We start from the raw sequence: 25,666 nt of genomic DNA on the forward strand, positions 1-25,666 counted from the left end.
CGCCCTACGCCGTCGGCCCGAGGATCATCAACTTCTTCGGGTCGGGCACGGGGACGAACCCGACCTTGGCGTACAGATCGTGGGCGTCGAGTGTGGAGAGGAGGGTCCGCTTGAGTTCGTACGGGGCGAGGTGGTCGCGGACGGCGGTCGCCAGCCGTACGCCGAGGCCCCGGCCCCGGTGCGCGCGGTCCACGTAGACGTCGCAGAGCCAGTCGAAGGTGGCGTGGTCGGTGACGACCCGGGCGTACGCGACCTGCGTGCCCTCGCCGTCGTACACACCGAAGTTGAGCGATCCGCGCATCGACCGCTCGACGAGGTCCCGGCTGCGGCCGAGCGCCCAGAAGGCGTCGGTGGAGAGCCAGTGGTGTACGAGGTCGAGGTCGATGCGGTCCGGGTCGGTATCGATTTCGTACGCGTCGTCGTCGGGTTGGGCGCTGGTCGTCGTGGTCATGGTCCGGGATGCTAGTCGCGGCGCGGGTACCGGCCGTTGGCGCGGGCGGCCGGAGACAAAACGAATGGCGAGGGGTGGGCGGTGCGCGGCAGGATGCCCGCATGACCTTGCCCACCCCCGAGCTGACGACCGAGCGCCTGCGACTGCGGCCGTTCACCGAGGCCGACGCGGCGCCGCTCTACGCGCTCCAGAGCGACGCCCACGTGCTGCGCTACTGGGACTCCCCGCCGTGGACCGATCCGGCCCGCTTCCAGCGCTTCCTTGCGATCTGCCGGAAGATCGAGGAGGAGGGCTCGGGAGCGCGGCTGGCCATCGACCGGGTCTCCGACGGCTCGTTCATCGGCTGGTGCGGCCTGTTCAATTGGAACCCGGACTTCCGCAGCGCGTCCCTGTGCTACGTCTTCGACGCCGCCGTGTGGGGCAACGGCTACGCCACGGAGACCGCGCACGCCGTCCTGCGGTGGGCGTACGACACCCTGGACCTGAACCGCGTCCAGGCCGAGACCGACACCCGTAACGTGGGCTCCGCCCGGGTCCTGGAGAAGCTCGGCTTCGTCCGCGAAGGCACCCTCCGCGAGGACTGCGTCGTCAACGGCGACGTCTCCGACTCCTGGGTCTTCGGCCTGCTCCGCCGCGACTGGGACGCGACGGCCGGCCGCTAGGACCGAGGCCTTGCGCACCCGGTGACGGGTGCGCGGCTCCTGCTGTCACACCCAGACGCTTCGCTGGGTTCCCCAGCCCCAGCTGCCGAAGGTCTCTCCGCCATAGGCGCCTGCCTGGATGTACACGCGGCCGTCCGTGAGCAGGGGGCCGGTCTCCTTGACCGTGTCCTGCGCGTACGGGTAGCTGTCGGTGCAGGACCGTGTCACGTACCGCCAGCTTTCGGCGCTCGAACCGAACGCCATGCCCCATTCCTGGGAGGGGCCGGAATCCCGGTGGCACCGGGACTTCACGACGGCTGTCAGCTCGTACTGGTCACCGACGCGGGTGACGGTGCCCGTGATGTCCACCCAGTACGAGTTGCGGGTGGTGTCACCCACGCTGCTCTCGTACGTGACGTGGAAGTCCTCGGAAGCGGCGGCTGCGGGGGTGATCCCGCCCAGCGTGGCCACCATCGCAGTTACCACGCAGAGCGCAAAACGGACTGCTGCCCGGCACGCCCTGACCGCCCCATGCCCGTACATCATCGTCCCTCCTGGGAGCTGAAGAAGATCGTTTCCCATGGGTAACTGCTTCGGCGGCCCGAGGACACGTCGGTTGACAACCTCAGGCGGCTGCCTGGGCGTATGCGGTTCGGTGGGCGCGGGTTTCGCGGCAGTCGCGGCAGTGGCCGGGGGTGGGGGAGCGGAAGGCGCGGTCGCAGTCGTCGCAGGTCTGGAAGGGCGTGACGGTGACGCGGGGGCGAGCGAGCGCGGCGAGGTCGTCGACGCCGGGAGGTGCGGGCGGGAGCAGCTCGGTGAGCCGGTAGGTGAGGAGCTTGGCCGGGTGCTTGAGGGGGTGGGGCGGGTCGTCGGTGAGGGCACGGCGGATGCTGTCCGGGCGGGCGTCGCGTTCGAGCCAGGCCGCCACTCCGGGGACCAGCCGACGGACATCGTCCTCGGACAGGGTGAACTGGGGCGCGTGTCGGTGCAGATCGCCGAGGAACGCGGTGGCGGCGCGGTCGAGCTCCGGGGTGAGATCGCGGGGCTGGGGGAGAGGCCGGCGAGGCGCCTTGGGCGCGGTCGGGGGCGGTACGCGCGGCATGAAGGCCGGGGCTGACGGTGCGGGCGGGGGCGGCAGGACGGGCGGGGCCACGGGTGCCTCCGGCGCGGGCGGCGCAGCCGTCGGTACGGGGGCGGGTGCGGGCACGGGTGCGGGCGCCTGTACGGGTACGGGTACGGGCACGGGTGCAGGTGCAGGTGCTGGCGCGGCGGACCCGGTGCGTGCCTCCGCTGCCGGGCGGCGGGGGTGCATCAGCGCGGCGGGCTGGCTACAGAAGACGGTGCGGGTGATGACTTTCTTGCCGGGCAGCCGGTGGCGGATGCGTTGCAGGTAGCCGTGGGCTTCGAGTTCGCGGAGGGCGGCGGCGATGCGCTTTTCGCCTTCCTTGCAGCGGGCGGCGAGGGCCTTGATGCTGATTTCGGTCCCTTGGGGCAGGGACTGGATGAGTACGGCGAGTCCGACGGCGGTGCAGCTGAGGTCGGGATGCTGGGCGAGATGGTTGCCCACGACGGTGAAGCGGTCGGTGTGGGGGATGGTGATGTGGATGACGCCACGGGTGGGGAGAGGTCCGGGAACCTCCGCCAGGGCGCGGGTGAGGGCAGTATTCTGCTGGGTATCCATCGGGAAGCCCTAACTTCCTAGGTGGCCAGGCCCTCGGTTGGGATTGCAGTCCCGGTCGGGGGCCGACGTATGTGTGGGATGTGGTTCTGGCGTGAGCATATGCCGGGCAACCAGCCCAAAAGCGAGCTGAGTTGGGAAATGTCACCCGTGTGAGTGACGAAGCCCCGAAAGCCCCTGGGGTCCGTCAGGTGGCCACCGGGGTGGGTTGGGTGGGGTTGGGTTCTTTCTCTTGGTTCTTTAGGTAGTTGATGTCGCGCCGCAGTGGGTCGCGCCGGCGCACGATCCGGTGAGGCTTTCGGAGGGCTCACCGGATCGCGCCCCACCACGACCCGGTGAAGGCAGTAGTGGTGCTTCGTCGCCCCCGCCGCAGGGCGCTGACCCCCCGCCCGCCACTATGATGCGGCCAACGCGTCGCTAAGCGCGCTGGTGTGCCGGGAAGTCTGGTCGGCGTCGGAGGGGCAACCGCCCCTCGGCTTGCCGAGACCTCGGAAGGTTGTCCGTCGTGGACGAATGCCTGCTCCAGCGAACGAAACGCCCGGATCCACCGCATGCGCTGTGCAGGAGACCTCGGCCTCGCGGTTGCGGGTGAAGCCCGCGCAGAGCGGGCGGCAGGCTGCCGCGCCCGCTCCGAGTGGACCCGGCGGATTCCCGTCGACCTGCGCACGGACGTACCCCGGATTCGAAGCCCTGCTGGACGCGGTCGCGGCAACGGGCCGGGACCCCGGCGGGGACGCGTTGGAAAAGCTCCGGTCCTTCGGGGAAGAGGCCGCGGTCGGCGGCACGACCCTGCGGGCCCTGGTCGTGCACCACCTGTCCCGGGCCCGGGCCGCCTGGCCCGCCGGGACGGCGGGCTCCGACCGCGTGCTCGCCGCCGTACAACTGGCCGTCGAAGCGCTCTGCGAGGGCTACGAACGTGCCGAGCAGCTCGCCGTCCGGCAGCAGGAGGCGGCACGCCGGGAGTTCATCGACGACCTTCTGTACGGGAGCGGTGAACCGGGAATCCTGGCCGAACGGGCCGAGTTGCTCGGGCTGCGGTTCTCCCACGCGCACGCCGTCGCCGTCGCCGAAGGGCCCACCCCGTACACGGAGGGCGACTCCGTGCCCCGGGACGTGGAGCGGGCGGTCACGAGTCGTTTCGGGGAGCGCAGCATCCTTCTCACCACCAAGGACGGCCGGCTGATCTGTATCGCCCCCGGGGATCAGCGCCAGGTCCTCACGTACTTCGCCAAACAGGCCCACGCCGCGACCGACGGCGGACGGGCCGCGATCGGACGGCCGCACCCGGGTGCCGGTGGGGTCGTCCACTCGTACGAGGAAGCTCTGCGGGCCCTGGAGCTGGCGGGCCGTCTCGCTCTGGAGGACCCGGTGCTGTACGCCGCGGACCTTCTGGTCTACCCGGTGCTGACGCGGGACCGGCAGGCCATGGCGGACCTCGTCCGGACCACCCTGGGGCCGCTTCTGAAGGCCCGGGGCGGCCCGGAACAGTATCTGGAGACCCTTACCGCCTACTTCGACGCGGGCTGCGTCACCACTCAGGCCGCCCGGAGTCTCTCCTTGAGCGTCCGGGCCCTCACGTACCGCCTCGAACGCATCCACCAGCTCACCGGATCCGACCCCGCCGACCCCCGGCACCGCTATGCCCTCCAGACCGCTGTCATCGGGGCCCGCATCATCGACTGGCCCGCACACAAGGCATAACCGGCCCGCACAGAAGACCTGGACGACAGCGAGGAGCGTTCTCTTCATGGCCGACTCATGGCTGACTCATGGCTGACTCATGGCCGACGACGACAAGGACGGTCACGTGGCCTCGGGGCCGGGCCTTCGCTCCGAGCCGCGGCCGGGGGGGCGGGCAGCCGCCGGATAGGTGTCCGATAAACGTATCTGCGGTTCCGCATAACGATGACGTCACCCACCCAGCATCTTCACCGCCATTCTCCCGAAATGTGATGTGTGCCACTAAAGATCGGGTAAACGGCGTGGTACAAATGCCCAACTTCGCAGGCGGAACCACCGTCGACGCGGAGCGCCGGAACCTCTCCGGCAGCAGGCCAGAGCGACCGTCACCGTCGTCCATCCCATGGACACGCCGGGTCGCCGACCGGACAACGACGTTCGCTCACTCTCCCAGCGTCCCCCAACGTTTCTCGACGTCCCCCACTGCACACCGACCGGCGAAGGCACCCCCCAGTCCGCCGCTCCCGCGTCATCGAGGTAGCCAAACGTGACACTCGACTCCATCACCCAGAACATCGACGAATCCGTCAGCGGATTCTTCGAGCCCATAGCCGACTGGCTGGGCGGGATCGTCTTCTACTCCGTCTCCATCGCCGGGGCGGACGTGCCGCTCATCGTCACCTGGCTGGCGCTGGCCGGTCTGGTCTTCACCGGCTGGTTCGGGTTCGTCCAGGTGCGCAAGTTCCGTCTCGCCGTCGACGTGGTGCGCGGCAAGTACGACGACAAGGACTCGGCGGGCGAGGTCAACCACTTCCAGGCCCTGACCGCCGCCGTCTCCGGCACGGTCGGCCTCGGCAACATCGCCGGTGTGGCCGTCGCCGTCTCCATCGGCGGCGCCGGAGCCACGTTCTGGATGATCATCTGCGGTCTGCTCGGCATGGCCACCAAGTTCGTCGAGGTCACCCTCGGTGTGAAGTACCGCGAGGTCCACGCCGACGGCACGGTCTCCGGCGGGCCGATGCACTACCTGCCCAAGGGGCTCGCCGAACGCTTCGGGAAGAACGGCAAGAGCCTCGGCAAGGTCCTCGCCGTCCTCGCCTCGATCATGATCCTGTTCTTCGGGCTCTTCGGCGGCAACCTCTTCCAGGTCAACCAGTCCTACGCCCAGCTCGTCTCCGTCACCGGCGGCGAGAGCGGTGCGATGGGCTCCTCCGGAGGCGCTCTCTTCTTCGGCATCCTGGTCGCCGCGCTCGTCGGCATCGTCCTGCTCGGCGGGATCCGCTCGATCGCCTCGGTCACCAGCCGCCTGGTCCCCGCGATGGCGGGCATCTACATCGTCGCGTGCCTCGTCGTCATCCTCGTCAACATCACCGCCGTGCCCGCCGCGATCACCACGATCATCGAGGGCGCCTTCAACCCCCAGGGCGTCGCGGGCGGCATCCTCGGCGCACTGATCGTCGGCTTCAAGCGCGCCGCGTTCTCCAACGAGGCCGGCATCGGCTCCGCGCCGATCGCCCACTCCGCGGTGAAGACCAAGCACCCCGCCAGCGAGGGCCTGGTCGCCCTGCTGGAGCCGTTCATCGACACCGTCATCATCTGCACCATGACCGCGCTGACCATCGTCATCGCCAACCCCGCCAGCTGGGGCGAGGCCCGCGACGGCGAGTCCATCGGCGGCGTGACGATCACCTCCGACGCGTTCGAGACCGTGCTGCCCTGGTTCCCGTACATCCTCACCATCGCGGTGATGCTCTTCGCGATCTCCACGGTGCTCACCTGGGGCTACTACGGCCTCAAGGCCTGGACGCATCTCTTCGGCCGTAGCCGCACCAGCGAGACCGTCTACAAGTCGCTCTACACCCTGTTCGCCGTCGCCGGGTCGCTGCTCACCCTCCAGACCCTCATCGACCTGGCCGACGCGGTGCTCTTCTCCCTGGCCGTCATCAACATCATCGGCCTCTACCTCCTCGCCCCCGTCGTCAAGCGCGAGCTGAACAGCTTCCTTGAATACGTGCGGGTCCGGAAGGCGGGCGGCTCCGACGAAACCGGCGGAGACACGGACGACGAGACCACGAAGGCGACCGTCTGACCCGGACGATTCCCGACGCCCCTCACCCCTGCCCGTCCGGAGGGGGGAGGGGCGTCTGCCGTGGAACCGGTGATCACCGTACGAGGCCGATCTCCGCCCACACCGTCTTGCGCGGGACCGGCCCGGGGACGATGCCCCAGTGGTCCGCCAGCGCCTCGACGATGAGCAGGCCGCGCCCGGTCTCCGCGTCGTCCCCGGGCGGCTTCACGGCCCCGGGGCCGGGCGGGACGCTGTCACCGCGTGTGTCCGTGACCTCGATCCGCAGGGTGTCGCCCCGTACGGTGAGGCCGAGTTGGAAGTCCCGGCCCTTCACACGACCGTGGACGGTGGCGTTGGCCGCCAGCTCGGCGACGATGTGCGCGGCCGACTCCGACGGGAGCCCCCACGCGGCGAGATGGGCCGTGGTCAACAGCCGGGCGAGCCGGGCCCCGCGACGGGTGGGGGAGAGCAGCACGGTGAACGCGCGGTCGGTGGGCGTGTGTTGGGAGCGGGTGACTTCCTGGTTCATGTCACTCAGCGTGGCGGTCTCGGCGTACCTTTCCCAGTGATGCGGCCGTTGCGTACGGTGACTGTCCGGGGCTTGTCCGGTGTTGTCCGGGCTGTCGGCAGTGACGTGCGGGGAACGGAAGCGGTTGACGCAGGAACGGCACGCACGTCGGAAGCGGGGGCTCGCATGAGCATGGTCGATGACGGTACGGAGCGCGGCAACGACGCGGTGGACGAGCCCGGTTGGGAGGTCGACCCGGACGACGAGTCGGGGGCTGCGGTCGTCGCGGCGGTGGGCCGCCAGATCAAGATCTGGCGCGAGGCGGCGGGCCTGCGGGCGGGCGAGCTGGGGGCGCTGCTGGGGTACGGCGAGGACCTGATCTACAAGGTGGAGGGCGGAAGCCGTATCCCGCGCCCGGAGTTCATGGACGCGGTGGACGTGGCGGTGGGGGCGGAAGGGAAGCTCGCGGCGATGAAACCGGATATCGCGGAGGTGCGGTATCCGAAGAAGATCCGGGAGCTGGCGAAGCTGGAGGCCGCTGCCGTGGAGCTCTCGGCGTACGGAAACCACAACATCCACGGTCTGTTGCAGACCGAGGAGTACGCGCGGGCGTTGTTCGGGATGCGCAGGCCCGCGTTCTCGCACGACGACGTGGAGAGGCTGGTGGCGGCGCGTATGGCGCGGCAGTCCATCTTCGGCCGCTCGCCCGCGCCGGAGCTGAGCTTTGTCCAGGAAGAGGTGACCCTGCGACGCCACCTTGGGGGCAGAATGGTGTGGCGTCGACAGCTTGAACACCTCCTTGAGGTGAGCGAGCTGCGCCATGTCGAGATTCAGGTGATGCCGACCAGCCGTGACGAGCACGCCGGAATGGGTGGTGAGATGCAGGTGCTGAAGTTCAAGGACGGCTCGGCAGTGGGGCGCTCCGAGGGTGACTTCGGCAGTCGGCCGGTCTCCGACCCGAAACACCTGCGGATCGTCGAACTGCGGTGTGGCATCATCCGGGCGCAGGCTCTCAACCCGAGGGAGTCGCGGGCCTTCATCGAGCAAGTGCTGGGAGAGACATGAGCAGCGACACCTCTGCCGGAGGCACGTCCGAACTGCGCTGGTTCAAAAGCAGTTACAGCGACAGCAGCAACAGCAACGAGTGCGTCGAGATCGCGACCGCCCCGGACGCCGTCCTCGTACGCGACTCCAAGAACGCGCAGGGGCCCCGTCTCGCCGTCGCCCCCGCCGTGTGGGAGGGCTTCATCGCGTACGCCGCAGCCCACTGACCCACATCGGGAGTGACGTGATCCAGAAGTCCTCTGCCCGGAACGCCTCCGATCTGCGCTGGTTCAAGAGCAGCTACAGCGACAGCAGCAACCCCAGCGACTGCGTCGAGGTCGCGACCTCCCCCGACGCCGTCCACGTACGCGACTCCAAGCATCTCCACGGCCCCCGCCTCGCCCTCGCCCTCACCGCTTGGGTGGCCTTCGTCCCGTACGCGGTCGGCGGTGGCGGCGAAGGCCGCTGAACCCGGTACGGACTCGCCGCGACGCCCGCTGCCGCGGCCCGCACCCGTTTGAGGACCGAAGCTGTCCGCAAGGGGGCCTACGGTCGTTTCCGGGTCGCCGTCCGGGCGCTCCGCCGGAAAGATGACAGCAGGTAGCCGTCCGTAGCCCTGGGCTGCCTGCCGCACATGCAAGGAGTACGACCATGCGCATGTCCGAGGCCGCTGACCGCGCCGACAGTTTCGTCCCGCACCGGTTCACCGAGCAGCTGGTGGACCTGGGCGAGATCCGCATGAACTACGTCGTGGAGGGCCGCCCGGACGCACCCGCTCTGCTGCTGATCCCGTCGCAGACCGAGTCCTGGTGGGGCTACGAGGACGCGATCGGCCTGCTGAGCTCCGAGTTCCAGGTGTTCGCCATCGACCTGCGTGGCCAGGGCCGTTCCACCTGGACGCCGGGGCGCTACTCCCTGAACACCTGGGGTGCCGACGTCGAGCGGTTCATCGACCTGGTGATCGGCCGCCCCACCCTCGTCGCCGGCAACTCCTCGGGCGGTGTCATCGCCGCCCATGTGGCCGCCTACGCCAAGCCGGGCCTGGTCCGCGGCGTCGTTCTGGAGGACCCGCCGCTGTTCTCCTCCCAGGCCGCTCCGCCTTACGGGCCGGGGATGGCGCAGACTCTCGGGCCGGTCTTCGCGCTGTGGGCGAAGTGGCTCGGCCCGCAGTGGTCCATCGGTGACTGGACCGGCATGGTCAAGGCCGCGCCCGCCGAGTTGCCCGAGTTCCTCCACCCGGGGATCGGGTTCATGATGGGCGACGGGAACCCCGAGTCCGGTGCCTCCCCCACGCCGGTGCAGCGGTTCAAGGAGTACGACCCCGAGTGGGCAAAGGTGTGGGCCGAGGACACCGCGAACGTCGGCTGCGACCACGCGGCCATGCTCGCCCAGGTCAAGACCCCGGTCCTGCTCACCCACCACTTCCACATGACCGACCCCGACACCGGACGGCTCATGGGCGCGATGTCGGATGTCCAGGCCGCGCAGGCCCGCCGCTTGCTGGAGGCCACCGGGCAACCCGTCACCTTCACCCCGCTGGACGCCCCCCACACCATGCACGACCCGATGGCGCAGCAGTACGCCGATGTCGTCACCGAGTGGGCCAAGGCCCTGTCCTGACCCGGCAGCCCCGACCCGGCTGCCCTCCGTCAGCGTGCTTCCGCGCGGAGGCAGCGGGTCAGGATCAGCCGCAGCGTGGAAAGCCGCTCGGCCGGCTTGAACGCCGGGTCAGTGCTGTGCGCGCAGCTCAGTCAGCCGTGTTGTTGTCGGCCAACCCTGTGGACATCGACATCACCTCAGTCACGAGTATGCCCGTACGGAGGGGTGGGGACCTCAACTCGTGTGCAGCATCAGCCCGATGCCGACCGCCGTGATCAGCCGGCAGGCCCTCTCAGCCTTTCGCTTCCAAGCGTCGCGGGCACCATGTGCCGACCATTGAACGTCCAGGAGACCAGGTCTGCGAACGTGTGCACGCTCGCCCCCAGGTCCAGGCTCCGGCGGGCGGCCACCCACTCGACAAGCGCCTGGGAATTCTCGGGCAGTCCGGTGAAGTGAACCAAGTTCGCGTACCAGATATCGCGGGTGAACCCGGCCTCGAACCAGCCATCACTCGCCAACTCCTCCGCCAGATACCCGGCGAACCGTTCGATGGCATCGTCCGACGGAGAAGCGCACAGCATGACGCTCGCAGGAGTGAGCGTCAGCCCGGTCAGCTCCAGCCGGACGGTTCCCACCCGGGCGGACGCCTCGTGCAGGGCCGCCTGATACCGCAGGACCCGCTCGTCATCCTCGGGAACGATCGGACGGTAGCGCTCCAGCGTGCGGATGGTGAAATGCGAGGAGACCTCGGCGCCGGTGGGCCAGTGCGAGCCCCCAGCCACAGCCATGGCCTCCGCGGTCATGCGTTCCATTCGTCGCGCGACCGACGATTCCGGCCGCAGGACCACGGTGAGTCCCCAGCGTCCTCCGCCTTCCAGGGGCGGCTCCTGGCGTGGGGCTTCCCCGGACAGGATCGCGTCCCGCCCCTGGTCGAACAGCTCTGCAAACCGCGTACTTCCCATGCGCTTGATCTTGCCCTGCGGATCCATCCAGAGCCATGCCGGTTGGTCCGCCTCTTCGGCAAGCTCCTCCCACCGCCTCAACTCGTGTGCAGCATCAGCCCGATGCCCACCACCATCAGCCCCGCTGCCGCGATCCTCGGAGCCCCGAAGCGCTCCTTGAAGAACAGGGTGCCGATCGCCGCGCCCACGATGATCGAGGACTCGCGCAGTGCCGCGATCGGGGCGAGCGGGGCCCTCGTCTGGGCCCAGAGCACCAGGCCGTACGCGGCCACCGACAGGGCCGCGCCCAGCAGGCCCCGTGCCGCGAACGGGCGGAGTTGGGTGGCCAGTTCGGTGCGGCGGCGGTAGTACGCGTACGCCGGGATCGCCAGGCCCTCCAGGATCATCAGCCACGCGACGTAGCCCAGCGGGGTGCCGGAGGCGCGGACTCCGACGCCGTCGACCGTCGTGTAGCCCGCGATGGCCAGGCCCGTACCGAGGGCCGCCACGATCGCCGGCCAGTGCGGGCGCTTCCCGGAACCCCGGATGCCCCACAGGGCCAGGCCGACCAGTCCGGCCGAGGCCACCGCCACGCCCGTCGTGGCCCAGGCGTCCGGGCGTTCGCCGACGAACACCGCCGCCAGGACCGTCACCACCAGCGGGGCCGTGCCCCGGGCGATCGGGTACATCTGGCCGAAGTCGCCCAGCGTGAACGAGCGCATCAGCAGCAGCATGTACGCCACGTGCAGCGCGGCCGAGACCAGGAGGTACGGCCAGGCGCCCGCCGCCGGGAACGGGGCGAACAGGGCCATCGCCGCGCCGATCAGCAGGCCGCCGCCGGAGATCAGCGTGAAGGAGAGCAGCTGGTCCTTGATCGCGTGGGCGATGGCGTTCCAGCTGGCGTGCGTGATCGCGGCTATGAGCACCGCGAGGGCGACCAGAGGGGTCACTTGGCGGGCTCGCGCACATCCGCGACCGTCGCGCCCGCGTGGGCGATCAGCGTTTTCGGGTCGAGCGGGAACACCGTGTGCGGGGTGCCCGCCGCCGCCCACACCACCGCGTGGTCCAGCAGGCGGCGGTCGGCCAGGACGCGGGTCTTCGTGGCGTGGCCGAAGGGGGGTACGCCACCGATCGCGTAGCCCGTCGTCTCCCTGACCAGGTCCGCGTTCGCCCGCGCCACCTTCCGCGCGCCGAGTTCCCGGCGTACCAGCTCGACGTCCACCCGCGACGCCCCGTCCATCAGGACCAGTACCGGCACGCCGTCCGCCGTGAAGACCAGGGACTTGACGATCTCGCTCAGCTCGCAGCCGATCGCCGCCGCGGCCTCGGCGGCGGTCCTGGTCGCGTCGGGGAAGCGGCGTACCTCGACCTGGAGGCCCAGTTCGGCCAGCGCCTCCGCGAACCGGGGGTGGGCGGGGGAGACGGGTGCGGTTTCTGCGGGTTCGGGTGTGCTCATGGCTGCACGCTAGCGGTCCGTGCACTATGCACGCGAGGGGGTTCCGGAGCGTGGGCTCACCAGCTCACCAGCTCACCAGCTCACCGGCTCATCCCGCCGGATGCGAGCCCGGGGTGTGGCCGAACGTACGGCGGAACACCTCGATGAACGCGCTCGTCGACGACCACCCGCACCGATGCGCCACCGCCGTCACCGGCGTCCGCTCGGTCAGCAGGATCAGCGCGTGGTGGAGCCGCAGCTGCGTACGCCACTGCGGGAACGTCATCCCGAGGTCGCTGCGGAACAGCCGGGACAGCGTCCGGTCGCTCGCCCCGACCTGGCGGCCGAGCTCGGCCAGCGTACGGCGGTCGCCGGGGTCGGCCTGGAGGATGGCGCACAGGGCGCCCAGCAACGGGGTGGCGGGCGTGGGCAGGTGCAGCGGTTGCTGGGCGTCGGACGTGCGCAGCTGGTCGAGGAGTACGGCGCGCAGCCGGGCCCGTTCGGGGCTCTCGCCGTCGGCCTCGGCGCGGGTGTAGGCGATGAGCAGCTCGCGCAGCAGCGGGCTGACGGCCAGCACGGTCGGGGCGTCGAGGCCGAGCGGGTTCTCGGTGACGGGCAGGCCCACCAGGTGCAGATCGAGTTCGCCGTAGGCCCGGTGCGCGTGGACGACTCCGGCGGGGACCCAGATCGCGCGGGTGCCCGGCGCGACCCAGGAGCCCGCGTCGGTCGTGACGGTCAGCACGCCCCGGCCCGCGTAGACGATCTGGTGGTCGTCGTGCCGGTGCGCGTCGATCGAGCCGCCGGGGGCCAGCCGGCGGGTACGGGTCGGGGCCACGGGATCGTGGCGGATGTTCGTCATCATGTGGCAGGTTAATGAAAGCGCGCCAGGGATTCCGGGCCGGACCATGGTGGCATGCGAAGGAACACGCCGATCGTCCTGCTGTCCGTGGGCCACGCCTGCGTCGACGTCTACCAAGGCTGCGTCGCGGCCCTGGTGCCGTACTTCATCGCCGAGCGCGCCTACTCCCTCGCCGTCGCCTCGGGCATCGTGCTGGCCGCCTCGCTGCTGTCGTCGGTGGCGCAGCCGGTGTTCGGGGTGCTCACCGATCGGTGGGCCATGCCCTGGCTGCTGCCGGTCAGCACGCTGCTCGGCGGTGTCGGCATCGCGCTGAGCGGGCTGAGCGGTTCCTATCCGCTCACCCTGGCGTTCGTCGCGCTGTCGGGGATCGGGGTCGCCGCCTACCATCCCGAATCCGCCCGCGTCGCCCGTATCGCCGCCCGGGGCAGTCACCGGGCCATGGGCTGGTTCTCCATGGGCGGCACGGTCGGCTTCGCGCTGGCCCCGCTCATGGTCGCGGCCGTGGTGGCCACGGGAGGTCTGAGCTGGACGCCCCTGCTCGTCCTGCCCGCCCTCGCGGGGGCCGCGATGTGCCTGCCCGTGGTGCGGGTTCTCCAGGAGCGGCAGGGCGCCGGCGGCTCCCGTACGACACCGTCGCCCGGCAGCGACGACATCGCCTCCTTCGTGAAGCTGTCCCTGGCCGTGGTCTTCCGCTCGATCGCGTTCATCGGCCTGAGCACCTTCATCTCGCTGTACGTACGCCAGCGCCTCGGCGGCAGCATGGTCACGGGCACCGCAGCCCTGACCGTGCTCTACCTCGGCAGCACGGTCGGCTCGGTGCTCGGCGGGTCGCTGGCCGCCCGGTGGGACCGGGTGACGGTCGCGCGCCGGTCCTACCTGGTCGCGGCCGTGGCCATCGCGGGCGTGGTGTGGGTGCCGGGCCCGGCCGTCTACCTCTTCGTCGCGCTGACCTCGGCGGGCCTGTACGTGCCCTTCTCCCTCCAAGTCACGCTGGGCCAGGACTACTTGCCCTCCCGGGTCGGCACCGCCAGCGGGATCACCCTCGGCCTGACCGTCAGCATCGGCGGCCTGGCCAGCCCCGTCGTCGGGGCGCTCGCCGACGCCACGTCCCTTCAGACCGCCCTGGCACCTCTTGCGCTGATGCCTTTGCTGAGCTGGCTGTTCTTCCGTACCCTTCCCGAACCATCGGTGCCACGGGCCGAGTTGGCCGACGATGGGGTCCGCGAGGGGAGCGGGGCTGCCGCGAAACCCGGATGACCCGGGAGCGGGCGTACTTCTACGCTCGCCCCATGGAGCTGGGGGAGAAGGACGAACATCTGCTGAACGTCGTCGATGTCGAGGCGACCTGCTGGGAGGGGCAGCCGCCGCCCGGGCAGGTGAGCGAGATCATCGAGATCGGCCTCACGGTCGTCGACCTGCGCGCGGGCCAACGGCTCGCCAAGCACCGGCTGTTGGTCCGGCCCGCGCGCTCGAAGGTCAGCCCGTTCTGCACGGAGCTGACCGGCCTGACGCAGGCGGAGGTGGACGACGGCCTGTCGTTCGCCGAGGCCTGCCGGGCGCTGGCCGCCGAGCACCGTACGGGGCTGCTGCCGTGGGCGAGTTGGGGCGACTACGACCGTAACCAGTTCACGCGCCAGTGCCGGGCGACGGGCACGGCGTACCCCTTCGGACAGCGGCACACGAACGCCAAGGCCGCCTTCACCGCCGCGTACGGGCTGCGCCGCCGCCCCGGCATGGCCCAGGCCCTGAAGACGGCCGGCCTCCCGCTGGAGGGCCGCCACCACCGGGGCGACGACGACGCGTGGAACATCGCCGCGCTGGTGCTGGATCTGGCGGGGCGGGGGGAGTGGGCGGCGGAGGCCGGGGCTTAGGCGGTGTGTTCCGCCCGTCCTGCGGTGCTCCACCCGTCTTCTTGCGGTGTTCCGCCCTTCTTACGGTGCTCCACCCGGCTTACGTCGCGGCAGGACGCGGGCGGGCCTGTGGGGCGGGGCCGAACAGCTCGTCCAAGTGGTGGTGCAGGACGTCCAGAGCCGCCTCGCCGGTGCGCTGGCCGCCCAGCACGCTGGAGCCGAGGCCGTTGACCATGGCCAGCAGTCCGGCCGCCGCCATGGCGGGATCCTTCTCGGGGCCGACCACGCCCGCCTCCTGCGCCAGACGGAGCTGCTCGGTGAGGAAGCCTTCCAGCAGGGCGGGTTGGGGGACGGTGTGCTCCTCCAGCGAGCTGTCGCCGAGGACGAGCACGTAGTAGGCGGCGTAGATCCGGGTGATCCGACGGCTCTCCTCGTCGGTCGGCAGGACGCTGGAGAGAATCGCGGTGACCGTGGAGCGTGGCTGCGGCGGAGAGCCCGCGGCGCGGACCCATCGGTCCATACGGGCTTGCAGTTGGGCGCCGAGCCGGGCGAGGGCGTCCAGCACCAGGGCTTGCTTGGTCGTGAAGTAGTACTGCACCAGCCGAAGGGAGACGCCCGCCTCGGCGGCGACCGCCCGCATGCTCACCGACTGGAGCCCCTCGGTGGCGGCGATACGCAGCAGAGCCTCCGCGATCTGTTTTCTGCGTTCCTCGTGATCGACGCGCGCGGCGATGGTCCGACCTCCCTGTAGTGGTACGGGTGTACCACGTTGTGATACGTCTGTACCATGAGCATAGGCGAGTTCAGGAACGACAAGGCCCGCGAGCGTTTCCATGCCGTCTACGGACGCCTGCTCGCCCGGCTCTGGCCGGGCACCGGAGACACCCTCGACCTCCCGACATCCTTCGGCACCACCCGCGTCCACCGGGTCGGGCCGCCCTGCCCCGACCCGGTCGTCCTGCTGTCGGGTGCCAACGGCAACTCCCTGATGTGGCACCGGTACATCGAGCCGCTCGCCCGCCGTCGTACGGTGATCGCCGTCGACACGGTCGGCGAGCCGGGCGCCAGCGTCCAGAGCGCCCCGCTGACCGGAGTCGAGGACGACGCGCGCTGGCTGGAGGAGGTGCTCGCCGGGCTGGAGGCCACCGCCGCCCATCTCGTCGGCTGCTCCTACGGCGGCTGGCTGGCGCTCGGCCATCAGATGTACTACCCGGGCCGCACGGCCGCCCTCACCCTGGTGGAACCCGCCGGATTCGCCGACCCCGGCCGCCGCTTCTACGCCTGGCTCATCGCCGGCGGTCTGGCGGGCATGGCGCCCCGCGCACTGCGGCCCTGGCTCGCCCGCCGGATCCGTAACAGCGCCATTCTGGAGACCGAGCTGATGGAGTTGGGACGGGCATCCATCGGCTTCCGGCGCGCCCTTCCACCGGCCCGGGTCTTCTCTGACGAGGAGCTGCGCCGGGTGCGGGTGCCCTCGCTCTTCCTGCTGGGGGAGCGGAGCGCACTGCACGACGCGCGCCAGGTCGCCGAGCGAGTCGAAGCCCTCGTGCCCACCGCCGAGGCGGAGATCGTGCCCGGTACGGGCCACGCCCTGCCGACCGACGATCCGGAGCTGGTGGTGACCCGCATCCTGCGGGGCGCGGCAGGGTGACGAGGTCCTCCCGGGGCAGCGCGGCGGACTGCCCGGCGGATCACCCCGCGCGCGACGCCACCTCGTGGAAGCGGCGTACCATCTGCCCGGCCCGGTCCCGTAGAACGGCTTCCGCCTCGGGGTCCACGGCGCCGGTGGCCAAGTGGTCCGCCCACGCGCGCAGCGCCGTTTCGGCCTGCGCGCCCGCTATGCCGATGCTCATCATGCAGGTGGCGTACAGATCCACGCCGTGCCGGTCGAGCGTGTCCAACTGCTCCAGCATCCGCCGCCCCGCCCGGGCCGGCCGGTCCGCCGCCGTCTCCCCGGTCCGGAGGGCGGCGTCCGCGGCGGCCAGACACGGGGGGAGGATCTCCGGCCGCCAGTGGGAGCGCCACAGGTACTGCTCGAACTCGTCGTGCCGGAAGCGGTAGGCGTGACCGTCCACGCGCAGCAGGCCTCCCTCGTGCGCCCAGTCCAGGAAGCGGCCCAGCCGCAGCGGAAGACGGCCGCGCAGCGCGGCGCAGACGAGGAAGATCTTGTGGCGCTGTCCGGGCAGCGCGCCCCTGACGGTGGTGTAGGTCTCGGTCGACCGGTTCTGCACCAGCGGGATCCCCAGGAGCGCTCCGGCCGCCGTCGCCACCCACACGGTCGTGGGGACGTCGGGCAACGGGGCCCGGGTGAGGCTCGCCGAGACGATGAACCCGAACGTGCCACCGACGTACACACCGAGCAGCGGCATGCCCACGGTCCTCACGTACAGGTCGAGCGGCCCGCCCGCCCTTCCGCCCGTGCGGAAACGGCTCGCCGGGTCGATGTCCGCCTGGTCGGACCACGCCACCAGCGCCGTGAAGCCCGCGGCGACGACCACGGGAAAGCCGAGCGCGATGTCCAGGGGATCGCGCAGGGCGACGGCGGCCAGCCCCGCCATCAGCAGCGCGAAGAGGGTGTACAGCGAACCGTGCAGGGTCCGCACGAGACGACGGCCGCCCAGCGGCCACAACTGGTGCGGGGTCAGATCCGCCCGGAGGTCGGCGATCAGGCTCAGATACCGGGTCCCGGTGAATCTGTCGACGCCTCGGTGCGTCGCCAGCAGGGTGAGCCACGCGGAGACCCGTTCGGCCGGGTAGCGGTCGGGGTCGCGCGGATGCTCCGCCACGACGGAGGGGACGAAGAGCGACAGCAGGTACTCCTCGGCCTCCCTGCTCATGTCGTCCGCGGACGCGGAGTCCTCCGCGCTCCGCAGCCGTTCCTCCGGAGAGAACAGGCTCCACAGCCGCCCGGGCAGGCCGTGTTCGGCGGCGAAATCCTCCTCCTCCGCCCGGTAGCGCTCCCAGAGGACGTCGCGCCCCCATCGCGTCACCAGCTCCGAGGGATCCCTGAGCCATCCCGCGCCGCCCTCGCCCCGGACATGGAACGCGTTCGCGATCATGGTGAGCCGCCACGGGGTGCTCAGGGCACGCGCCAGTGGCCCTCCGGGGGACACCCGCATCTCGTCCAGGACCCCGTCCCAGCGCTCGGTGAGGCCGCTGTGGGACCACTCGCTGCGGCTCTTGAGGTAGTCGAGCGCCATGTCCGGCGGGACCGGCAGCAGTTCGGCGCGGCCCGCCCCGGCCAGCGGGGCCGGACCTTCGAACTGCTCGTAGACATCGCTGCGGCAGGTGACGACCACATGGCGGAAGCAGTCCCGGTTCACCGCGAGATAGCGGAGCAACGCGGCTGCCCGGGGACGTTCCTCCGCCCCTCCGGGATCGAGCTCGTCCAGACCGTCGAGGACGAGGACCGCCTTGTCGGTCAGCGCCTCCTCGACCTGGGCGGAGGGCTGCCCGTACGTCTGTGCGGCCTGCTGGATGGCCCAGCGGCGGAACGCCAGATGGAACCCCTCGCTCCGCGGATCCTCCCGGTCCGGTGGCCCGTCCCACGCGGAGAGAGGGAGCAGGACCGGCACCCCGTCGCCCGCGTCCTCGTCATGGCGGGCGGCCAGCGCGCGCGTCAACTCCCGGGCCAGCAGGGACTTGCCCGTACCGGGGCCGCCGGTCACCGCGAGCCGCCGTACAGGTCCGGGCAGCCCGAGGTAGCGGTCGACGACGGTCCGCCACTCCTCGGAGCCCGCGTCGCCGGGGCTGCCGTCCGGGGCCGCCGAGAAGCGGAAGCGCACTGGCAGGAAGGCGCTGCCCGGGCCCAGAATGTTGCGGTACTGCTGGTCCTCGTGGCTCTCGACCGCCCGGACCAGGGCCCGGACCGCGCCCTCCCGGCGGCTCCGCCGGTGCTCCCAGAGGGGCAGCAGCAACCCGGCGACGCCGATGACCGCTCCCACCACGCCGACCAGGGCGCCGAAGGGGTCCACGTCGCCGGTCGGCCGGGAGCGGAGGATGACGACGGCCCCCGCGCCCACCATCAGCACGCCGAGGACGGCCGCTGCCCGACGCCAGAGGGAACCCGGCTTCGGCCGCCGCCGCCCCATACGTAACTCCTCCCTGGTTTACGTAACGCCTCCGTGGCCGAACGCGAGCCGTGAATCCGTCCGGGCCCCGGCCCCCCGCGTCCGCGCGTACCGGCTCCGGCCTCAGCCGCCCGCGCCGGTCAGCTGCGGGGCCTCAGCCGCCCGCCTTCAGCACCTCCGCCACGACCGGGCCCGCCGCGTCGCCGCCGTGGCCGCCGGTCTGAACGACCGCCGCCGCGGCGAGGTCGTTGCTGAAGCCGGTGAACCAACTGTTGGAGGTGTCCTGTCCGTCGACCTCTGCCGAGCCGGTCTTGGCGCCCTTGTCGCCGCCGACGCCTGCCATGGCCTTCGCGCCGGTGCCCCAGGCGGCCGTGGCGCGCATCATCGTCGTGAGCTGCTGCGTGACGGACGGCGACAGCGAGCGCGAGGCCGTCGCCAACTCCCGGTTGTCCAGGGACTGCGGGACGATGACGGGCTGGCGGAAGGTGCCGGTGCGGGCGGTCGCGGTGATGGACGCCATGTTGAGGACGTTCATCTGGACCGTGCCCTGCCCGATGTACTGCGCGGCGGCCTCGCCTTGGACCTCCTCCGGCACGCTGCCGTCGGACGTCACGACACCAGTCTTCCAGTCCAGGCCGATCCCGAAGACCTCCCGGGCCTCCTTGGCGAGCGCCGAGTCGTCGTCGACATCGTCGATCAGCTTGATGAAGGCGGTGTTGCAGGACTTGGCGAAGCTCTGAGTGAAGGTGGAGCCGTCCGGCAGCGAGAAGCGGTCCAGATTCTCGATCGTACGGGTGTAGTACCTGACGTCCGGCGGGCATTCGGCGGCCCCGTTCGCGGTGACGAGCCCCTTCTCCAGCAGCATCGCCGCCGTCATGATCTTCAGCGTCGAGCCGGGCGCCTGCTTGCCCTGGAGCGCCACGTTGAACTCGGTCACCGGGTTGTTGGCCACCGCGCGGATCTCCCCGGTGGACGGCTTCACCGCGACCACCGACGCCTCCGAGAACTTCTTCACCGCCCGCTCGGCCGCCGCCTGCGCGTTCGCGTCCAGCGTCGTCTGCACCTTGCCCGGCTTGCCCTTGGCGAGGGTCAGCAGGTTGACGTCCGGCTGGGACTCGTCGGCGGGCTCGATCCAGGTCTCGATGCCGGCCGAACCGCCCGAGGTCTCCCCGTACTTCTGGCGCAGGGTGTCCAGGATCGGCCCCAGTGAGGGGTACTTCTCCTTCGTCAGCACCGTGCCGTTGCGGTCGACGGCCTCGATCGCCGGCGTCGAGGACTCGCCCGTCTTCAGCGTCGCGCCCTCCGTCAACTGCGGGTGCACGACGGTCGGTTCCCAGTCGACGAGAGCCTTGCCCGTCGTCAAGCCGCGGACGACGGTCAACTCCGAGGCGTAGGAGAGGGGCTTCGACTTCCCCTCGTACGAGACGGTCGCCTTGACCGTGTACGGGACCTTCGTGCCGACGGCCTGGCCCGGGGTGATCTTGATTTTGCCGATGTGGGCGTCCTCGCCGTACGAGGCGAGCACCGGCTCCGCGCCCGCCTCGTTGTTGGTCAGGACGGCCGCCGCCGACGCGTCCCCGGACGCCCACGCGTCGAAGAAGCCCTTCGACGTCTCCGCTATCTCCTCCGCGCTCGGCGGCCCCGTTTTCACCTTCGACGACTCGGACGCGCTCTGCGTACCCCCGCCGCCACCGCCCGTGTCCCCGAGCACGCTGTACGCCCCGTAACCGATCCCACCGGTCACCAGCACGAACGCTCCGCCGATCACGGCGACCTTCGCTCCACTGCGCATTTCGCAGTCCCCCTCCCCAGGAGACCCCCTGAACATGTTCAAGGGGCAACTGTGAGGAACCCTAAGCGGCTGTGGCAGGCGGTGAGGGTGTTGTTACCGGACCGGAATGCTTGGCTGGAAAGCGCTCTCCGGTGTGGCCTGTGTGGGCCGGGGCCGAGACCTGTGTGGGCCGGGACCGTTGCGGGAAGACTGGCCGGGAACGCACGGGGGAGCGGACGTCGGGGGGCGTACGGGATGTTCACATGGGGAGTGCACCGCGATCGGCCGCAGGTGGTGGACCACATCAAATACCTGCCGCCCGGGACCCTGCCCGAAGGTGGCGTTCCGGTCTGGTCCGTGGGCGGAGACGGCAGCACGACGCGGTCCATGACCGGAGGCTCCATCGCCGCCTGGTCCGTGGCCGACGCCGAACGGTGGCGCAGGGCGGGGGTCCCGATGGTCCTCGCCCCGGTTCTGGGCGGCTGGATCCTGGCCGCCCTGGTGGTGACGTCGTACGTCCTTCTCTTCGGGCTCTCGTCCGCGTCCGGGGCCTGGCGCGACGGGCTCGGGGGCGGCACGGACTGGCTGAGGTATCCGGGCGTGGTCCTGCTGACCGCCCTGCCGCTCTGGTACCGGTACGTTCCGGTCGCCGTCTTCCCGGCGGCCCTGTTCGTCGCGGTGGAGACGGCCCTGCTGGCGGCCCGCACCGACGACACCGACCGCCAGGCGACGGCCGGGTACCTGATCGTCCTCGCCGTCTGCGCCATCGCGGTCACCGGCGGCGGCCTGCGGCTGCGGGCCCGCCGACGACAGCGGGCGCTGGTCCTCGCCGCGGCCGGAGTGCGCCGCTTCCCGCTGCCTGAAGGCGTCCCGGAATCGGACGGCCACCGCGGCCACGCCCAGGTCTACCTCGGGCTGGCGCTCTGCCTGCTCGGCCTCGCCGTCCTGACCGACGGCCTGGTCGGGGACCTGACCTCGGGCGGAGTCGGGTACGACGCCATCGGCCAGCAGCGGGTCTGCGTCGTCCTTCTCGTTGCCGGTACGACCTTCGCCGGCTGGGGCCAGCTCGCGTACCGGGCGGCGCGACGGCTCTACGAGGAGGACCAGCCGGCCCTGATCGTGGGCGTACGCACCGGGGCGGACGGACGCCACTGGGTGTGCGCGGACGCCCGTACGCCCTCGGCGCCCCCGCTGATCTCGTACGTCCCCCGGGGCCGCGACACCCGCACCCCGACGCGGCTCCTGGGCAGCGGCTCGGTGTACGCGGAGGGGAACGGACACCACGACATCAACCCGAGGCACGAGCCGTTCGAAGCGGTGCTGTACGGAACCCTCGCGGAGGGCGACGAGGTCGTCATCGAATACGCCTACGCCAGATACGACCTCCACCAGGCGACGGGACGGATGTACGCGGCCGTGACCACGGCCCCCCTCCGCCCGGACCGCCACCACGGGCTGGGCGTCTGGAAACCGGTCGACGGCGCCACCCGCCAACGCGAACGCCTCCGCGAGGCCCGGGAGCGGGCAGAGCGTCAGCGGGCGGCGGACGAGCGGGCGATGCGGGAGGCGGAGGAGCGCCGCAGAAACCCGCCGCGGTCTTCGTCGGGCCGGTCGAGCGGCAGCGGCAAGAGCAGCAGCCACTACAGCAGTTGCGGCGGGTCGAGCTGCGCATCGACCTGCGGATCGAGCTGCGGCGGCTGCGGGGGCGACTGAGCCGGGAGAGCCGTGCCTCGCTACTGCGCCCAGTCGAAGACGCCCGACTCCAGGTCGATCTGTGCGTTGCCGCCGCCGAAGTTGACCCCGCCGACGCCGTCCTCCAGCTCGAAGACGTACGGGGTCAGCCCCTCCGGCAGCGACTGGCAGGCCATCACCGTCCCGCCGAGGTGGGAGACGCCCTCGACGGACGACCAGAACGCTTCGAGATCCTTGTCGTCCGAGGACCAGGCCTCCACGTAGCCGCCCTCGCCGTCCTCCGACGGGGCGAGGCCGGTGTTCGGGTCGCCGGTGCGCTCGCCGATCCACACCGTGATCTCGGGGGCGCTGTCGTCCCAGGCGTTCTGGCCACGGCTGTACTTGTCACCGAGCCCGTCCGGCCGGATGTCGGCCGGCGGGTCGATGCGGGGCGCGGCGAACTCCTCGGCGGTGAGCCGGATGAGCGCGTGCGCGCCGCCGATCATGTCCTCCAGGTCCTGCTGGCGGGGGTGGCGTGCGGCCGCCGCCGCGATCACCTCGGCCAGGAACGGATCGGCGGCCTGCTCCGGGGTGGGCGCGGTGCCCGCCAGCAGCTCGTCGACGCTCTCGATGGCGTCGGCGACGTGGTCGTCGGCCTGGAAGAAGGAGACGGCCACCAGGTCCTCGCCCTTGCGCCGGTAGTCCTCCGGCAGTTCGAGGGTGATGACATGGATCATCGGCAGCCCCGTGACCGGACTCCGGGGCCAGGAGGCCGTCCCGATACCGGGTGCGCGACCGCCGCACCAGCCGGCGACGCGGGCCCCGGGCAGATCGATCCCGATGCTCTGGCCGGGCCGGACCGACAGCGCGTCTGCGGCCTCTCCGAACCCCAGGTCGTACGCCTTCACCGTGTTTCCCCGTTCCTCCCGTTCGACTGCGACGCCGCTCAACCTACGCGAGGCCTCCGACAGCCCCCGTCGTTCTCGCCCGGTCTGCTCGGGCCCCGAACTAGTCTGCTCGGACACCAGAACGGGGAACGTCGGCCCGGCGCCGACGGACGGGGAGGCGGGACAGGTGGACAGCAGCACAGCGAACGGGACCGCGACCGGGAACGGGCAGAGCGGACTGGGCCCCCGTGGATCCCTGGTGATGTCGCTGACGCTCGCGCTGCTGCTGGGGATGCTGTCGCTGCTCGTGATGTTCCCGGCGGCCGAGCATCTGCGCTCCCTCCGGGGCGGCGAGCGGGCCGAGGCCACGCTGCACACGAGCGGGTCGTGCATGATCGGCCACTGCCGGGTCGAGTTCGAGGCCGACGGCCGGACCGTGGTGGCGGACCTGCCGACGGGCAGCGGCGGCGGCAAACAGTCCGTGGGCGCCACCCTCACCGTCCGCTACCAGGCCGACGACCCCCAGCTGGTCGCCCGCGAGGCGGACGTCGGGGGCGGCGGCGCGGCCCTGCTCGCCTGGATCTCGGGCGGAACCGCGCTGCTCTTCCTGCTGGTGTCGGCCGTGGCGGCGGTCTTCCTGGTACGGCAGCGGCGGGCGGCCCCGACGCCCGCCTGATGCCCGGCGGGACCGCCTACACCCACGTATCCAGCCACATCCGGTCCCGCCACAGGTCCTCCGGGATCGACGTCCCCGTGTACAGCGGCCAGAAGTAGATGAAGTTCCAGATGATCAGGAGCACCAGCACGCCCACCGCGATCGCGCCCAGGGTGCGGCGGCGTTCGCCGGTGGGGTCGTGGGGGGTGAGGCCCAGTTCGGCGCGGGCGCCTGTGCCGGCTGCCGGGCCCACGATCGCGCCCAGCATCATCGTGACCGCCAGGCAGAGGAACGGGACGAACACCACCGCGTAGAAGAGGAAGATCGTCCGCTCCTGGTAGAAGAACCAGGGCAGCCAGCCCGCCGCCACACCGCAGGCGATCGCGCCGGCCCGCCAGTCGCGGCGGAAGAACCAGCGCCACACCACGTACGCCAGGGCGAAGCACGCCAGCCACCACAGGAGCGGGGTGCCGATGGCCAGGACCTCGGCGGCGCACTTGCCCGTGGAGGACTCCGCGCAGCCCGTCTGCTCCTCGTAGAAGTACGAGACCGGGCGGCCCAGGACCAGCCAGCTCCAGGGGTTGGACTCGTACGTGTGGCCCGAGGTGAGGCCGACGTGGAAGTCGTACACCTGGTTCTCGTAGTGCCACAGGCTGCGCAGCCAGTCCGGGAACAGCCAGCTCCAGGAGGAGTCCTTGCCCTCGGTCGCCGCCCAGTTGCGGTAGTAGCCCTTGTCCGTGACGATCCAGCCGGTCCAGGACACGAGGTATGTGACGATCGCGACCGGCACCGTCGAGACGAAGGCCGGGATCAGGTCGCGGCGCAGCACCGCCTGGTAGGGGTGGACTGCCCCTGCCGTGCGGCGGGCGCCTACGTCCCACAACACCGTCATCAGGCCGAACGCGGCCAGCACGTACAGGCCGTTCCACTTCGTCGCGAACGCCAGGCCCAGCATCACGCCCGCCGCCAGCCGCCACGGCCGCCACCCCAGGCGCAGAGTCTCCGCCACTTGGGCGTTCGGGCGCAGTACGCCCTCCTCGTCGACGGGCAGCGCGGCCGCCAGTCTGCGGCGGGCGTGGTCCCGGTCCACCACCAGGCAGCCGAACGCGGCCAGCACGAAGAACATCACGATCAGGTCCAGCAGCGCGGTCCGGCTCATCACGAAGTGCAGGCCGTCCACCGCCAGCAGCAGCCCCGCCAGGCAGCCCAGGAACGTCGAGCGGAACAGGCGTCGGCCGATCCGGCAGAGGAGCAGGACGGAGAGCGTGCCCAGTACCGCCACCATGAACCGCCAGCCGAACGGCGTGAAGCCGAACAGCTGCTCACCGAAGCCGATGACCCACTTGCCGACCGGCGGGTGCACCACATAGCCCGGGTCGGTCGGGATCGGGACGGAGGAGGGGTCGTTGAGGATCTGCTTGTCGACGTCCTTGGGCCAGGAACCCTCGTACCCCTGGTTGACCAGCGCCCACGCGTCCTTCGCGTAGTACGTCTCGTCGAATATCACCGCGTGCGGCCGGTCCAGCTTCCAGAACCGCAGCAGGCCCGCGACGAGCGTCACGAGCAGCGGGCCGCCCCAGCCGGACCAGCGCACCAGGCGGTCCGCCACATGCGGCGGGATCGCGAGCACCGACCACACCTGCCGGCCGGGCCGGGCGTACGGCGGGTCCAGCCGGTCGCGGAGCGAGGTGTCCGGGCGGGGGACATGGCCGAAGCGGCGCAGCCGCCGTTGCCAGGAGGTCGGCTGTTCGCCGAGCGGGTCCCCGGCGTCGTGGCCCCGCTGGGTCTCGGGTGCGGTACTCGTCACCGCGCCATCGTAGGGAACGCATCTGTGCGAAGGGTGCTGCCCGTGCTGCGA

The 25,666-nt window shown here is 71.1% G+C and carries 25 protein-coding genes; 12 read left to right on the forward strand and 13 right to left on the reverse strand.

Features of this window, described 5'->3' with window-relative positions:
- Window positions 1-4: 4 nt before the first annotated feature.
- The gene (locus A3Q37_RS24270) at window positions 5-451 is read right to left on the reverse strand and encodes a GNAT family N-acetyltransferase (RefSeq protein WP_065487755.1); all 447 of its coding nucleotides are present in this window, start codon (window positions 449-451) and stop codon (window positions 5-7) included.
- A 101-nt stretch (window positions 452-552) separates the two neighbouring features.
- On the opposite strand from A3Q37_RS24270, the gene A3Q37_RS24275 reads away from it, so the two are divergent.
- Complete coding sequence (locus A3Q37_RS24275; RefSeq protein WP_065487756.1) at window positions 553-1,113, forward strand: GNAT family N-acetyltransferase; 561 nt, start codon at window positions 553-555, stop codon at window positions 1,111-1,113.
- A gap of 45 nt (window positions 1,114-1,158) precedes the next feature.
- On the opposite strand, the gene A3Q37_RS24280 is transcribed toward A3Q37_RS24275, so the two are convergent.
- Window positions 1,159-1,566 (reverse strand): hypothetical protein, encoded by a 408-nt coding sequence (locus A3Q37_RS24280; RefSeq protein WP_065487757.1) that lies wholly within the window; start codon window positions 1,564-1,566, stop codon window positions 1,159-1,161.
- A gap of 151 nt (window positions 1,567-1,717) precedes the next feature.
- A complete protein-coding gene (locus tag A3Q37_RS24285) occupies window positions 1,718-2,773 on the reverse strand; it encodes a hypothetical protein (RefSeq protein WP_065487758.1) in 1,056 nt (351 codons plus the stop codon).
- A gap of 426 nt (window positions 2,774-3,199) precedes the next feature.
- On the opposite strand from A3Q37_RS24285, the gene A3Q37_RS24290 reads away from it, so the two are divergent.
- Window positions 3,200-4,471: a CdaR family transcriptional regulator gene (locus A3Q37_RS24290; protein WP_255311921.1), complete on the forward strand. Its 1,272-nt coding sequence runs from the start codon at window positions 3,200-3,202 to the stop codon at window positions 4,469-4,471.
- Window positions 4,472-4,997: 526 nt separating this feature from the next.
- Window positions 4,998-6,539 carry a sodium:alanine symporter family protein gene (locus tag A3Q37_RS24295; protein WP_065487759.1) on the forward strand — a complete coding sequence of 514 codons (1,542 nt, stop codon included), beginning with the start codon at window positions 4,998-5,000 and terminating at the stop codon, window positions 6,537-6,539.
- Window positions 6,540-6,612: 73 nt separating this feature from the next.
- Here the strand turns inward: A3Q37_RS24295 and A3Q37_RS24300 are convergent, their stop codons facing one another.
- Window positions 6,613-7,047 (reverse strand): ATP-binding protein, encoded by a 435-nt coding sequence (locus tag A3Q37_RS24300; protein ID WP_065487760.1) that lies wholly within the window; start codon window positions 7,045-7,047, stop codon window positions 6,613-6,615.
- Between the two features lie 165 nt (window positions 7,048-7,212).
- Between A3Q37_RS24300 and A3Q37_RS24305 the strand changes: the two genes are divergently transcribed.
- The 4 genes from A3Q37_RS24305 (at window position 7,213) to A3Q37_RS24320 (ending at window position 9,690) form a co-directional block, all read left to right on the forward strand.
- Window positions 7,213-8,091, forward strand: coding sequence for a helix-turn-helix transcriptional regulator (locus A3Q37_RS24305; protein WP_065487761.1), 879 nt, complete (start codon window positions 7,213-7,215; stop codon window positions 8,089-8,091).
- On the forward strand, window positions 8,088-8,297 hold the full coding sequence (locus tag A3Q37_RS24310; RefSeq protein WP_065487762.1) for a DUF397 domain-containing protein: 210 nt from the start codon (window positions 8,088-8,090) through the stop codon (window positions 8,295-8,297). Before A3Q37_RS24305 ends, A3Q37_RS24310 begins: the two co-directional genes overlap by 4 nt.
- Window positions 8,298-8,314: 17 nt before the next feature.
- Window positions 8,315-8,539 carry a DUF397 domain-containing protein gene (locus tag A3Q37_RS24315; protein ID WP_065487763.1) on the forward strand — a complete coding sequence of 75 codons (225 nt, stop codon included), beginning with the start codon at window positions 8,315-8,317 and terminating at the stop codon, window positions 8,537-8,539.
- 182 nt (window positions 8,540-8,721) lie between these two features.
- Complete coding sequence (locus A3Q37_RS24320; protein WP_107471585.1) at window positions 8,722-9,690, forward strand: alpha/beta hydrolase; 969 nt, start codon at window positions 8,722-8,724, stop codon at window positions 9,688-9,690.
- A 254-nt stretch (window positions 9,691-9,944) separates the two neighbouring features.
- Here A3Q37_RS24320 and A3Q37_RS37970 read toward each other — a convergent pair whose 3' ends face one another.
- The 4 genes from A3Q37_RS37970 to A3Q37_RS24340 all read right to left on the reverse strand — a co-directional run bounded on the left by A3Q37_RS37970 (window position 9,945) and on the right by A3Q37_RS24340 (window position 12,904).
- On the reverse strand, window positions 9,945-10,658 hold the full coding sequence (locus A3Q37_RS37970) for a hypothetical protein (RefSeq protein WP_255311922.1): 714 nt from the start codon (window positions 10,656-10,658) through the stop codon (window positions 9,945-9,947).
- Between the two features lie 50 nt (window positions 10,659-10,708).
- Window positions 10,709-11,560 (reverse strand): DMT family transporter, encoded by an 852-nt coding sequence (locus A3Q37_RS24330; protein ID WP_065487764.1) that lies wholly within the window; start codon window positions 11,558-11,560, stop codon window positions 10,709-10,711.
- On the reverse strand, window positions 11,557-12,066 hold the full coding sequence (locus A3Q37_RS24335) for a YbaK/EbsC family protein (RefSeq protein ID WP_065487765.1): 510 nt from the start codon (window positions 12,064-12,066) through the stop codon (window positions 11,557-11,559). The genes A3Q37_RS24330 and A3Q37_RS24335 overlap by 4 nt, the downstream gene beginning before the upstream one ends.
- Window positions 12,067-12,154: 88 nt before the next feature.
- A complete protein-coding gene (locus A3Q37_RS24340; protein ID WP_065487819.1) occupies window positions 12,155-12,904 on the reverse strand; it encodes a helix-turn-helix transcriptional regulator in 750 nt (249 codons plus the stop codon).
- Window positions 12,905-12,958: 54 nt separating this feature from the next.
- On the opposite strand from A3Q37_RS24340, the gene A3Q37_RS24345 reads away from it, so the two are divergent.
- Both A3Q37_RS24345 and A3Q37_RS24350 read left to right on the forward strand, forming a co-directional pair.
- Complete coding sequence (locus tag A3Q37_RS24345; RefSeq protein WP_065487766.1) at window positions 12,959-14,161, forward strand: MFS transporter; 1,203 nt, start codon at window positions 12,959-12,961, stop codon at window positions 14,159-14,161.
- A gap of 32 nt (window positions 14,162-14,193) precedes the next feature.
- Window positions 14,194-14,775 carry a 3'-5' exonuclease gene (locus A3Q37_RS24350; protein ID WP_176711499.1) on the forward strand — a complete coding sequence of 194 codons (582 nt, stop codon included), beginning with the start codon at window positions 14,194-14,196 and terminating at the stop codon, window positions 14,773-14,775.
- A 79-nt stretch (window positions 14,776-14,854) separates the two neighbouring features.
- Here A3Q37_RS24350 and A3Q37_RS24355 read toward each other — a convergent pair whose 3' ends face one another.
- A complete protein-coding gene (locus A3Q37_RS24355; RefSeq protein WP_255311927.1) occupies window positions 14,855-15,448 on the reverse strand; it encodes a TetR/AcrR family transcriptional regulator in 594 nt (197 codons plus the stop codon).
- A 93-nt stretch (window positions 15,449-15,541) separates the two neighbouring features.
- On the opposite strand from A3Q37_RS24355, the gene A3Q37_RS24360 reads away from it, so the two are divergent.
- Entirely contained in the window at window positions 15,542-16,405 is an 864-nt protein-coding gene (locus A3Q37_RS24360) for an alpha/beta fold hydrolase (protein ID WP_065487768.1), read from the forward strand.
- A gap of 40 nt (window positions 16,406-16,445) precedes the next feature.
- Here A3Q37_RS24360 and A3Q37_RS24365 read toward each other — a convergent pair whose 3' ends face one another.
- Window positions 16,446-18,845, reverse strand: coding sequence for an NACHT domain-containing protein (locus tag A3Q37_RS24365; RefSeq protein WP_065487769.1), 2,400 nt, complete (start codon window positions 18,843-18,845; stop codon window positions 16,446-16,448).
- A gap of 133 nt (window positions 18,846-18,978) precedes the next feature.
- Complete coding sequence (locus A3Q37_RS24370) at window positions 18,979-20,616, reverse strand: penicillin-binding transpeptidase domain-containing protein (RefSeq protein WP_065487770.1); 1,638 nt, start codon at window positions 20,614-20,616, stop codon at window positions 18,979-18,981.
- Window positions 20,617-20,982: 366 nt separating this feature from the next.
- Here A3Q37_RS24370 and A3Q37_RS24375 point away from each other — a divergent pair, with 366 nt between their 5' ends.
- The gene (locus A3Q37_RS24375) at window positions 20,983-22,308 is read left to right on the forward strand and encodes a hypothetical protein (RefSeq protein WP_255311923.1); all 1,326 of its coding nucleotides are present in this window, start codon (window positions 20,983-20,985) and stop codon (window positions 22,306-22,308) included.
- A 20-nt stretch (window positions 22,309-22,328) separates the two neighbouring features.
- Here A3Q37_RS24375 and A3Q37_RS24380 read toward each other — a convergent pair whose 3' ends face one another.
- On the reverse strand, window positions 22,329-23,174 hold the full coding sequence (locus A3Q37_RS24380) for a hypothetical protein (RefSeq protein WP_065487772.1): 846 nt from the start codon (window positions 23,172-23,174) through the stop codon (window positions 22,329-22,331).
- A 241-nt stretch (window positions 23,175-23,415) separates the two neighbouring features.
- On the opposite strand from A3Q37_RS24380, the gene A3Q37_RS24385 reads away from it, so the two are divergent.
- Window positions 23,416-23,829: a DUF3592 domain-containing protein gene (locus tag A3Q37_RS24385; RefSeq protein WP_065487821.1), complete on the forward strand. Its 414-nt coding sequence runs from the start codon at window positions 23,416-23,418 to the stop codon at window positions 23,827-23,829.
- A 16-nt stretch (window positions 23,830-23,845) separates the two neighbouring features.
- On the opposite strand, the gene A3Q37_RS24390 is transcribed toward A3Q37_RS24385, so the two are convergent.
- Window positions 23,846-25,615 (reverse strand): dolichyl-phosphate-mannose--protein mannosyltransferase, encoded by a 1,770-nt coding sequence (locus A3Q37_RS24390; RefSeq protein WP_065487773.1) that lies wholly within the window; start codon window positions 25,613-25,615, stop codon window positions 23,846-23,848.
- Between the last annotated feature and the right edge of the window lie 51 nt (window positions 25,616-25,666).

Source organism: Streptomyces sp. PTY087I2 (genome assembly GCF_001687325.1).
Lineage (GTDB): Bacteria > Actinomycetota > Actinomycetes > Streptomycetales > Streptomycetaceae > Streptomyces.

Excerpts from the sequence above, each read along its gene's own strand:
- A3Q37_RS37970 (WP_255311922.1), bottom strand. The coding sequence starts at position 10,658 with ATGGATCCGCAGGGCAAGATCAAGCGCATGGGAAGTACGCGGTTTGCA.
- A3Q37_RS24270 (WP_065487755.1), bottom strand. The coding sequence starts at position 451 with ATGACCACGACGACCAGCGCCCAACCCGACGACGACGCGTACGAAATC.
- A3Q37_RS24285 (WP_065487758.1), bottom strand. The coding sequence starts at position 2,773 with ATGGATACCCAGCAGAATACTGCCCTCACCCGCGCCCTGGCGGAGGTT.
- A3Q37_RS24350 (WP_176711499.1), top strand. The coding sequence starts at position 14,194 with ATGGAGCTGGGGGAGAAGGACGAACATCTGCTGAACGTCGTCGATGTC.
- A3Q37_RS24340 (WP_065487819.1), bottom strand. The coding sequence starts at position 12,904 with ATGACGAACATCCGCCACGATCCCGTGGCCCCGACCCGTACCCGCCGG.
- A3Q37_RS24345 (WP_065487766.1), top strand. The coding sequence starts at position 12,959 with ATGCGAAGGAACACGCCGATCGTCCTGCTGTCCGTGGGCCACGCCTGC.
- A3Q37_RS24320 (WP_107471585.1), top strand. The coding sequence starts at position 8,722 with ATGCGCATGTCCGAGGCCGCTGACCGCGCCGACAGTTTCGTCCCGCAC.
- A3Q37_RS24305 (WP_065487761.1), top strand. The coding sequence starts at position 7,213 with ATGAGCATGGTCGATGACGGTACGGAGCGCGGCAACGACGCGGTGGAC.
- A3Q37_RS24375 (WP_255311923.1), top strand. The coding sequence starts at position 20,983 with ATGACCGGAGGCTCCATCGCCGCCTGGTCCGTGGCCGACGCCGAACGG.
- A3Q37_RS24300 (WP_065487760.1), bottom strand. The coding sequence starts at position 7,047 with ATGAACCAGGAAGTCACCCGCTCCCAACACACGCCCACCGACCGCGCG.
- A3Q37_RS24280 (WP_065487757.1), bottom strand. The coding sequence starts at position 1,566 with ATGGTGGCCACGCTGGGCGGGATCACCCCCGCAGCCGCCGCTTCCGAG.
- A3Q37_RS24335 (WP_065487765.1), bottom strand. The coding sequence starts at position 12,066 with ATGAGCACACCCGAACCCGCAGAAACCGCACCCGTCTCCCCCGCCCAC.
- A3Q37_RS24365 (WP_065487769.1), bottom strand. The coding sequence starts at position 18,845 with ATGGGGCGGCGGCGGCCGAAGCCGGGTTCCCTCTGGCGTCGGGCAGCG.
- A3Q37_RS24385 (WP_065487821.1), top strand. The coding sequence starts at position 23,416 with ATGTCGCTGACGCTCGCGCTGCTGCTGGGGATGCTGTCGCTGCTCGTG.
- A3Q37_RS24275 (WP_065487756.1), top strand. The coding sequence starts at position 553 with ATGACCTTGCCCACCCCCGAGCTGACGACCGAGCGCCTGCGACTGCGG.
- A3Q37_RS24310 (WP_065487762.1), top strand. The coding sequence starts at position 8,088 with ATGAGCAGCGACACCTCTGCCGGAGGCACGTCCGAACTGCGCTGGTTC.
- A3Q37_RS24360 (WP_065487768.1), top strand. The coding sequence starts at position 15,542 with ATGAGCATAGGCGAGTTCAGGAACGACAAGGCCCGCGAGCGTTTCCAT.
- A3Q37_RS24370 (WP_065487770.1), bottom strand. The coding sequence starts at position 20,616 with ATGCGCAGTGGAGCGAAGGTCGCCGTGATCGGCGGAGCGTTCGTGCTG.